The 8,823-nt window shown below is 66.8% G+C and carries 8 protein-coding genes; 5 read left to right on the top strand and 3 right to left on the bottom strand.

The features are described 5' to 3' along the window. Positions 1–448 precede the first annotated feature (448 nt). A complete protein-coding gene (locus ACFWUP_RS31165) occupies positions 449–865 on the bottom strand; it encodes a VOC family protein (RefSeq protein ID WP_379239574.1) in 417 nt (138 codons plus the stop codon). A 149-nt stretch (positions 866–1,014) separates the two neighbouring features. On the opposite strand from ACFWUP_RS31165, the gene ACFWUP_RS31160 reads away from it, so the two are divergent. Continuing rightward, positions 1,015–2,010, top strand: coding sequence for a sigma-70 family RNA polymerase sigma factor (locus tag ACFWUP_RS31160; protein ID WP_379239573.1), 996 nt, complete (start codon positions 1,015–1,017; stop codon positions 2,008–2,010). A gap of 4 nt (positions 2,011–2,014) precedes the next feature. Here the strand turns inward: ACFWUP_RS31160 and ACFWUP_RS31155 are convergent, their stop codons facing one another. Together ACFWUP_RS31155 and ACFWUP_RS31150 are read right to left on the bottom strand one after the other, a co-directional pair. Then, positions 2,015–3,538 (bottom strand): acyl-CoA synthetase, encoded by a 1,524-nt coding sequence (locus ACFWUP_RS31155; protein ID WP_379239572.1) that lies wholly within the window; start codon positions 3,536–3,538, stop codon positions 2,015–2,017. Positions 3,539–3,559: 21 nt separating this feature from the next. Continuing rightward, positions 3,560–4,597, bottom strand: coding sequence for an LLM class F420-dependent oxidoreductase (locus ACFWUP_RS31150; protein ID WP_379239571.1), 1,038 nt, complete (start codon positions 4,595–4,597; stop codon positions 3,560–3,562). A gap of 60 nt (positions 4,598–4,657) precedes the next feature. Between ACFWUP_RS31150 and ACFWUP_RS31145 the strand changes: the two genes are divergently transcribed. Genes ACFWUP_RS31145 through ACFWUP_RS31130 form a run of 4 tightly spaced genes read left to right on the top strand, consistent with a single transcriptional unit; the run spans position 4,658 to position 8,733 of the window. Beyond that, positions 4,658–5,623 carry a Zn-ribbon domain-containing OB-fold protein gene (locus ACFWUP_RS31145; RefSeq protein ID WP_379239570.1) on the top strand — a complete coding sequence of 322 codons (966 nt, stop codon included), beginning with the start codon at positions 4,658–4,660 and terminating at the stop codon, positions 5,621–5,623. A 10-nt stretch (positions 5,624–5,633) separates the two neighbouring features. Then, positions 5,634–6,665, top strand: coding sequence for a thiolase domain-containing protein (locus ACFWUP_RS31140; protein WP_379239569.1), 1,032 nt, complete (start codon positions 5,634–5,636; stop codon positions 6,663–6,665). Beyond that, on the top strand, positions 6,662–7,846 hold the full coding sequence (locus ACFWUP_RS31135) for a thiolase domain-containing protein (RefSeq protein ID WP_379239568.1): 1,185 nt from the start codon (positions 6,662–6,664) through the stop codon (positions 7,844–7,846). The genes ACFWUP_RS31140 and ACFWUP_RS31135 overlap by 4 nt, the downstream gene beginning before the upstream one ends. Next, positions 7,843–8,733 (top strand): TIGR03619 family F420-dependent LLM class oxidoreductase, encoded by an 891-nt coding sequence (locus ACFWUP_RS31130; RefSeq protein WP_379239567.1) that lies wholly within the window; start codon positions 7,843–7,845, stop codon positions 8,731–8,733. The genes ACFWUP_RS31135 and ACFWUP_RS31130 overlap by 4 nt, the downstream gene beginning before the upstream one ends. The last annotated feature ends 90 nt before the right edge of the window (positions 8,734–8,823 follow it).

Genomic DNA, 8,823 nt, shown 5'->3' with positions numbered 1-8,823 from the left:
GCCTACCAAACCCCGAAGCTCTGCCGGACATCCCGCCCGCGCCTACCAAACCCCGAAGCTCTGCCGGACATCCCGCCCGCGCCTACCAAACCCCGAAGCTCTGCCGGACATCCCGCCCGCGCCTACCAAACCCCGAAGCTCTGCCGGACATCCCGCCCGCGCCTACCAAACCCCGAAGCTCTGCCGGACATCCCGCCCGCGCCTACCAAACCCCGAAGCTCTGCCGGACATCCCGCCCGCGCCTACCAAACCCCGAAGCTCTGCCGGACATCCCGCCCGCGCCTACCAAACCCCGAAGCTCTGCCGGACATCCCGCCCGCGCCTACCAAACCCCGGAGCCGTGCCGGACACCCACCCGCGGCCAGCGAACCCCGGCGGTGCCTTACCGCCCCCCGGGGGGGACGCCAGCCAAAACCCACCCGGGCCCACTAACCCAGAGGCCCAACCCCTACACCCCGGGGTAATCCATGAAGAACGGCTCCCACTGGTGCCCATCGGGATCAATGAAGGTCCGCCCATGCATCCCGACCTGAGCCTCCTGAGCCTTCTTGTCATCGTTGACCTCCTCGGTAGCCCCCGCCGCCACCGCCGCATCGGCGAGCACGTCCACCTCAGCCGCACTCCCCAGCGACAACGCGTATGCCGCCCCGATCCGAGCAGTCGTATCAGCGATCGGCCGCTTGCTGAACGTGGTGAAGAAGTCCTTGGTCAGCAGCATCAAACAGATGTTGTCGTCGATGACGATGCACGACGCGTTCTGATCGGTGAAGTCCTCGTTGACCTTCCAGCCCAGCGCCTCATAGAAGCTCTTCGAGCGGTCGAGGTCGGCGACAGGAAGGTTGATGAAGATCATCTTGTTGCTCATGGGATTCAGCCTTTCGGGGCGTCGTTGCGGTCTCGAACATGTAGACGCGGCGACCGACCCCGATTCATCGCACCCACGCAAACTTCGCGAATCGAGATAGTTCGTTTTCACCCCTGTCAGCTGTCGGACCCCTGTGGCAGGGTGAAACTATGAGCGACGCCACAACCGCAACCACCGGCCCTGACCCCGCCGTACTCGCCGAATTCGAGACGCATCGGCGCGAGTTGTGCGCGTATGCCTACCGCATGCTCGGCTCCTCGTTCGAGGCCGAGGACGCGGTGCAGGAAACCTTCACCCGCGCCTGGCGCTCCTACGATTCCTTCGAGGGTCGCGCGAGCCTGCGGTCGTGGCTGTACAAGATCGCCACCAATATCTGTCTGGACATGCTCGACCGCCCACAGAGCCGCGCCAGACCGATGGATCTCAACGGGCCGGGGCGCCCGGATTCGCCGCTGCCCATGCCCCAGCCGGACTATGTGTGGATCGAGCCCATCCCGAACGCGCTCGCTTTCGGCGCCGACCCGGCCGACCACGCCTCCATCCGCGACACCCTGCGTCTGGCCTTCGTCGCGGCCTGCCAGCATCTGCCCGCCACACAGCGCGCGATCCTGATCATGCGCGAGGTGCTGCGCTTCTCGGCGGGCGAGACGGCCGAGGCGCTGATGATGTCGCCCGCGTCGGTGAACAGCGCCTTGCAGCGGGCACGGGCCACCATGTCGAAGGTGCAGCCGAAGGTCGCCGACAAGTTCGACGAGACCGATCCCGACCAGCGCAAGCTGATCGACGATTTCGTCAGCGCGTTCGAGGCCTACGACATGGACGCGCTCACCACCTTGCTGAAAGCCGATGTGGCGCTGTCGATGCCGCCGTTCGACCTCTGGATCTCCGGACCCGAGAATGTGGCCGCGTTCATGCTCAGCACGGGCAGCGCCTGCCGCAACTCGCGCATGGTGCCTATCGAGGCCAATGGATCGCCCGCCTTCGGTCACTACAAGCCGAGCGAGGAGCCCGGCGTCTGGGTGCCGTGGTCGATCACGGTGCTCGAACTCGAGGGCGACACCATCGCCGGCCTCAACTTCTTCCTCGACACCCAGCGCTTGTTCCCGCTGTTCGGGCTCGAGCCAGAATGGCGCGAGCCCGTCTGAGCGGTTACAGCAGGCGGCGCTTGTACAGCTTTCCGTTGGGATCGCGTGGCAGCTCCGCACGGTATTCCACCGTGCGGGGCAGCTTGTACTTCGCGAGCTGACCGGCGGCGAATTCGAGGAGTTCGTCGGTGAAGTCGTCGACGCCCTCGACCGGCTGCACGAACGCCTTCACCTGCTGACCCCAATCCGGGTCCGGCACACCGAGAACCGCCACGTCGGCCACCTTCGGATGGCTCATCAGCACGCCTTCGATCTCGGCCGGGTAGATGTTGACCCCGCCGGACAGGATCAGGTCCGAGCGCCGGTCGCACAGGAACAGGTAGCCGTCGTCGTCGAGGTAGCCGATGTCGCCGACGGTGAACAGGTCACCGACGCGCGACTCCTCGGTCTTCTCCTTGGCATGGTGATATTCGAAGCTCGAAGCGCCCATCCGCATGTAGACCAGGCCCTCCTTGCCCGCCGGGAGCTCGGTGCCGTCGGTCTCGTCGAGCACCTTGATCACCGACCACGGCCACGCCTTGCCCACCGAGCCCGGCTTGACCAGCCATTCGGCACCGTTGATCACGGTGCCGCCGCCCTCGGTGGCCGCGTAGTACTCGGTGACGACCGGCCCCCACCACTCGAGCATCTCCCGCTTGGTCTGCGGCGGACACGGTGCCGCACCATGCACCATGCTGCGCAGCGAGGACACGTCGTACCGAGCACGCACCTCGGCAGGCAGGGCGAGCAGGCGATGAAACTGGGTCGGAACCATGTGACTGTGGGTCACGCGATGCCGTTCGATCAGCGCGAGCATGTCCTCGGCATCCCACCGATCCATCAGAACCAGCTTGTGCCCCAACTGAATCGAGATGGTCGAGAAGTTCAGCACGGCCGTGTGATAGAGCGGCGAGCCGCAGATGTGCACGTGGTCGTCGTAGGGCGCCAGTCCGAAGAGGCTGAAGAACGCCTTGTTCGGCGCGGGGACCTCATCGGGATCGGCACCGGTGAGCGGACGGCGAACGCCCTTGGGCCGCCCCGTTGTTCCCGAGGTGTAGAGCATCGGCGCACCGACCGAACGATCCGACGGCCTGCCGGTATCGGCGGCCCCCAGCCACGACACCGGCCGGAAGCCGGGCACCGCGCCGACCGCGAACCGGGCGTCAGCGGGCAGGCCGGCCAGGTCAGCGGCCTCAGCAGCCGTCGCGGCGAACCGCTCGCTCGCCAGGAACGCCGAAGCGTCACTGTCGCCGAGGATGTAGGCGATCTCCGGCGCGGTCAGATGCCAGTTCACCGCGACGATGTAGAGCCCCGCCTGGTAGGCGGCGAAGTACGCCGCGATCGCCTCGACGCCGTTGTGCAGCATGCTGACCACGACGTCGCCGGTCTTCAATCCGATGCCGCGTAGCCCGTTGGCGTAGCGGTTGGCCAGGGTCGCCAATTCCCGATAGGTGATCTCGCGGCCGTCCGGGTCGACGACGGCGATCCGCTCGGGATCCGTCGCGGCGATATTCCACAGTCCGAGGACTTCCGTTGTCTGCTGACTCACCCCTCGAATTTAGAACGTGTTCTACGTGGCGACAAGGGGTTGGAGCCTACGCATTTGTTCGGCATCGGAGACCGAGATCAACATCATCGTCACGCCCGCGTCCTCCCATTCCTTCAGCCGCGAGCGCACATGGGCCTCGTCGCCGAAGATCGCGGTGTCGGTGATCATCTCGTCGGGCACCGCCGCCGCGGCCTCGGCCTTGCGGCCCGCCTGGAACAGCGCGGAGATCTCGTCGACCTCGTTGCCGTACCCCATCCGCCGATACACCTGGGCGTGGAAGTTCAGTTCCGGCGCGCCCATGCCGCCGATGTAGAGCGCGCTGATCCAGCGCATCCGCTCGATCTCGGCAGCCGGGTCGTCGGTGATCACCACCTGGGCACTGGCCGCAATCTCGAAATCGGCGCGCGAGCGACGGGCGCCGGGCCGCGCGAAGCCCTCGTCGAGCCATTCGTTGTACATCCCGGCCAGCCGTGGGGCGTAGTAGATCGCGAGCCAGCCGTCGGCGATCTCGGCGGTCTGGGCGATGTTCTTCGGACCCTCCGCACCCAGCCAGATCGGCAGATCCGCACGTAGTGGGTGCACGATCGGCTTGAGCGGTTTGCCGAGTCCGGTGGCGCCCGGACCGGCATACGGGAGCCCGTAGTGCGTGCCGTCGGAGGTCACCGGCGCCTGGCGGGCGAGCACCTGCCGCACGATGTCGACGTACTCGCGCGTGCGCTTCAAAGGTTGGGCGAACGGTTGCCCGTACCACCCCTCGACCACCTGCGGACCCGAGACGCCTAGCCCCAGAATCGCCCGTCCGCCGCTGAGATGATCGAGGGTGAGCGCGTGCATCGCGGTGGCCGCCGGGGTGCGCGCCGACATCTGCGCGACCGAGGTGCCCAGGCGAACGCGCGAGGTCGACGAGCCCCACCAGGCCAGCGGCGCGAACGCGTCCGACCCCCACGACTCAGCCGCGAACACCGCGTCGAACCCCGATTCCTCGGCCGCGATCACCAGCTCGCCCGCGTCGACGGGCGGCTGCGCGCCCCAGTATCCGAGTTGCAATCCGAATTTCATGATCGGCGCCCTTTCGGCGAATCCTTGCGAGCAGAATAAGAACCTGTTCTACTCGATATCGTGACCAAGGGGAATACCGCAGTGGAAGTATTGAGTGCACCCCTTCGGGTGCGTTTCGACTACACCAGGTCCGTCGGACCCATCATCGGCGCTTTTCTTACCGGACTGCGCGAACGCCGCATACTCGGCGTGCGCGGCAGCGACGGCCGAACACTCGTGCCACCACCCGAATACGATCCACTCACCTGTGCCCCGCTGACCGAACTGGTCGAGGTCGCGGCGAGCGGCACCGTCCAGTCATGGACGTGGGTGACCGAGCCGCTGCCAGGCCAGCCGTTCGACCGCCCGTTCGCGTGGGCGTTGATCCAGCTCGACGGCGCCGACACCGCCCTACTGCACGCACTCGACGTGACCTCCCCCAACCAACTGAGCACCGGAATGCGAGTCAGCGCCCGCTGGGCCGACGAGCGCACCGGCCGCATCCAGGACATCGCCTGCTTCGTCCCCGGCGAAAGCACCAGCACCGCAGACTATTCCGAGCAGGCACCGGTCACCATGCTGACCACCCCGGTCGCCCTCGACTACAAACACACCGCCTCCCCCCAGGAGAGCGTCTACCTGCGCGGCCTCGCCGAGGGCAAGCTCATCGGCGGCCGTTCCGAAGCGGGCGGGCGCGTGTATTTCCCACCGCGGGGCGCCAATCCGACCACCGGCGAGCCCACTGACGACCTGGTCCAACTACCCGACACCGGCACGGTCACCACCTTCTGCATCGTCAATGTGCCGTTCCTCGGCCAGCGGATCAAGCCGCCGTACGTGGCCGCCTACGTGCTGCTCGACGGCGCCGATATCCCGTTCCTGCACCTGATTCTCGGCTGCGAGGCGAGCGAGGTCCGCATGGGCATGCGGGTAGAGGCGGTGTGGAAACCGCGCGAGGAGTGGGGCCACACCCTGGCCAATATCGACCACTTCCGGCCCACCGGGGAACAAGACGCCCCGTACGAGTCCTACCAGAATCACCTCTAGAGAGGCCACGTTGACCACAGCAGCCCACGGGCCCGAGATCGCGGTGGTGGGTTTCGCCCACGCACCCCATGTGCCGGAAACCCACGGCACCACCAACGGCGTCGAAATGCTCGTGCCGTGTTTCCAGCAGCTCTACGCCGACCTCGGCATCACCAAGTCCGACATCGACTTCTGGTGCTCCGGTTCCTCGGATTATTTGGCGGGACGGGCGTTTTCGTTCATCTCCGCGATCGACGCGATCGGCGCGGTGCCGCCGATCAACGAGTCGCACGTGGAGATGGACGCCGCCTGGGCCCTCTACGAGGCTTGGGTGAAACTGCGTTCCGGGCAGGCGCAGACCGCGCTGGTCTACGGCTTCGGCAAGTCCTCGGCGGGCACGCTGCGCCAGGTTCTGACCATGCAGCTCGACCCGTACCTGGTCGGTCCGCTGGGGATCGACGCCGTGTCGGTGGCCGGACTACAGGCGCGCGCCGGACTCGACTCGGGTCGATGGACCGAGCAGGACATGGCCACCGTCGCGGGCGGCGACCTCGAAAGTCTGCTCGCTGCACCGTATGTGGCCGATCCGCTGCGCGCCCATGACATCGCCCCGATCACCGACGGTGCCGCCGCTATCGTGCTCGCGGTCGGCGATCGCGCGAGGGAGCTGTGTGAGCGCCCGGCCTGGATCACCGGCATCGCGCACAATATCGACGCCCAGGCACTCGGCGGCCGCGACCTGACCCGCTCCCCCTCGACCACCGCGGCAGCGGCGGCGGCGACCGGCGGCAACAGTGATTTCGACATCGCCGAACTGCACGCGCCGTTCAGCCATCAGCAGCTGATCCTGGCCGAGGCGATCGGCCTGTCCGCGAACACGGTGATCAATCCGTCCGGCGGTGCGCTGGCCGCCAACCCGATGTTCTCGGCCGGCCTCGAGCGCATCGGCCGCGCCGCCGAGGCCATCATGTCCGGCACCGCAAACCGGACTCTCGCTCATGCGACCAGTGGTCCTGCGCTGCAACAGAACCTGGTCGCCGTTCTGGAATCGGAGACACGATGAATGCCAAGCAGACCGGCTTCTCCGCCGCGGTCCTCGGCACCGGCCAAACCCATCACGTGACAAAACGTACGGATGTGTCCATGGCGGGCATGTGCCGTGAGGCGATCGATCGTGCGCTCGATGACGCGGGCCTGACCATCGCCGATATCGACGCGGTGGTCGTCGGCAAGGCGCCCGATCTGTTCGAGGGCGTCATGATGCCGGAGCTGTACATGGCCGAGGCGCTGGGTGCGGCGGGCAAACCGTTGCTGCGCGTGCACACCGCGGGCTCGGTCGGCGGGTCGACCGGTGTCGTCGCCGCCAATCTGGTGCAGGCGGGGGTGCACAAGCGGGTGCTCGCCGTGGCCTGGGAGAAGCAGTCGGAGTCGAATGCCATGTGGGCGTTGTCGATTCCGGTGCCGTTCACCATGCCGGTCGGCGCGGGCGCGGGCGGCTACTTCGCGCCGCACGTGCGCTCTTACATTCGCCGGTCGAACGCGCCCATGCACATCGGTGCACAGGTGGCGGTGAAGGATCGGCGCAACGGTGCGAAGAACCCACTCGCCCACCTGCATCAGCCCGACATCACCCTCGAATCGGTGCTGTCCTCCCAAATGCTGTGGGACCCTATCCGTTTCGATGAGACCTGCCCGTCCTCGGATGGCGCGTGTGCCTTGGTGATCGGCGATGCCGAGGCGGCGGCGGTGGTCGAAGCCGAAGGCAAGAAGGTGGCCTGGGTGCACGGCACCGCGATGCGGACCGAGCCGACCACCTTCTCCGGGCGCGACCAGGTCAACCCGCAGGCGGGCCGGGATGCGGCCGCCGCGCTGTGGGAGGCGGCCGGGATCATCGATCCCCTGGAGGAGATCGATGTCGCCGAGATCTACGTGCCGTTCTCCTGGTTCGAGCCGATGTGGCTGGAGAACCTCGGCTTCGCGGCCGAGGGCGACGGCTGGAAGCTCACCGACAAGGGCGAGACGGAGATCGGCGGACGCATCCCGGTGAACCCCTCCGGCGGCGTTCTCTCGTCCAACCCGATCGGCGCCTCCGGCCTGATCCGGTTCGCCGAAGCCGCCAAGCAGGTGATGGGTCGCGCGGGCGCCTACCAGGTGCCGAACGCGCGCAAAGCCCTCGGCCACGCGTACGGCGGTGGCTCCCAATACTTTTCGATGTGGGTTGTAGGAAGCGAGCGTCCTGAATGAAGTTCACCCTCGGTATCGCACTGAGTCCTCTCGACCAGCTCGCCGAGCTGGCCAAGACGGCCGAAGAATGCGGGTTCAGCTCCATCGGGCTGCCCGACTCGCTGTTCTACATGAAATCCCAGTCCGCCGACTACCCCTACACCCCCGACGGCAGCCGGTTCTGGGGTCCGGAAACACCATGGGTCGACCCACTGATCGCCGCCGCGACCATGGCCGCGGTCACCACGAAGCTGCGGTTCTACACCAACGTCCTCAAACTCGGTTCCCGCAATCCGCTGCTGCTGGCCCGTCAGGTCGGCTCGATCGCCAACCTGTCCGGTAACCGCTTCGGCTTCGGCGTCGGCATCGGCTGGGCGCCGGAGGAATTCGAGTGGTGCGGGGTGCCGTACGCGCGCCGCGGTGCCCGGGTCGACGAGATGATCGAGGTCATCAGGCTGGTGCTCGACGGCGGCATGGTCGAATTCCACGGCGAGTTCTTCGATTTCGACGAGCTGCAGATGAGTCCGGCCCCCAGTGAACGGGTGCCGTTCTACATCGGCGGGCACACCGGTCCGGCGCTACGGCGGGCCGCCCGCATCGGCGACGGCTGGACCTCGGCGATGATGAAGTTCGACGACCTGGTCACCACCATCGCCACCCTGCGTGACCTGCGCACGGAATACGGCCGGTCAGAGCAGCCGTTCGAGATCCAGTCCGTCTGCATCGACAAGTTCGGTCGCGAGGGCTATCAGGATCTGGCCGACGCGGGCGTCACCGACAACATCGTGGTGCCCTGGCTGGCCGACGGCATCGGGTTCGACGGCGAGCTGGCCGCCAAACAGGACTCGCTGCGCCGCTTCGCCGAGAAGTACATCGCCGACCCCATCATCGCGAAGGTGCACTCATGAGTTTCCTGAGTCAACCCCTACGCTGCAATCAGCTGTTTTTCGGGCTCGTGCCGGGTAGGGTTGTAAGCGGTTTCAGTGCGCCAGCACGCC

Origin of the sequence: Nocardia sp. NPDC058658 (assembly GCF_042716665.1) — a bacterium.
Taxonomy (GTDB): Bacteria; Actinomycetota; Actinomycetes; order Mycobacteriales; family Mycobacteriaceae; genus Nocardia.
This window is presented reverse-complemented; position numbering and strand designations above follow the sequence as displayed.

What these genes read in the sequence shown, in the direction of transcription:
- ACFWUP_RS31165 (WP_379239574.1), bottom strand. Translation starts at nt 865, where the DNA reads ATGAGCAACAAGATGATCTTCATCAACCTTCCTGTCGCCGACCTCGAC.
- ACFWUP_RS31160 (WP_379239573.1), top strand. Translation starts at nt 1,015, where the DNA reads ATGAGCGACGCCACAACCGCAACCACCGGCCCTGACCCCGCCGTACTC.
- ACFWUP_RS31150 (WP_379239571.1), bottom strand. Translation starts at nt 4,597, where the DNA reads ATGAAATTCGGATTGCAACTCGGATACTGGGGCGCGCAGCCGCCCGTC.
- ACFWUP_RS31135 (WP_379239568.1), top strand. Translation starts at nt 6,662, where the DNA reads ATGAATGCCAAGCAGACCGGCTTCTCCGCCGCGGTCCTCGGCACCGGC.
- ACFWUP_RS31130 (WP_379239567.1), top strand. Translation starts at nt 7,843, where the DNA reads ATGAAGTTCACCCTCGGTATCGCACTGAGTCCTCTCGACCAGCTCGCC.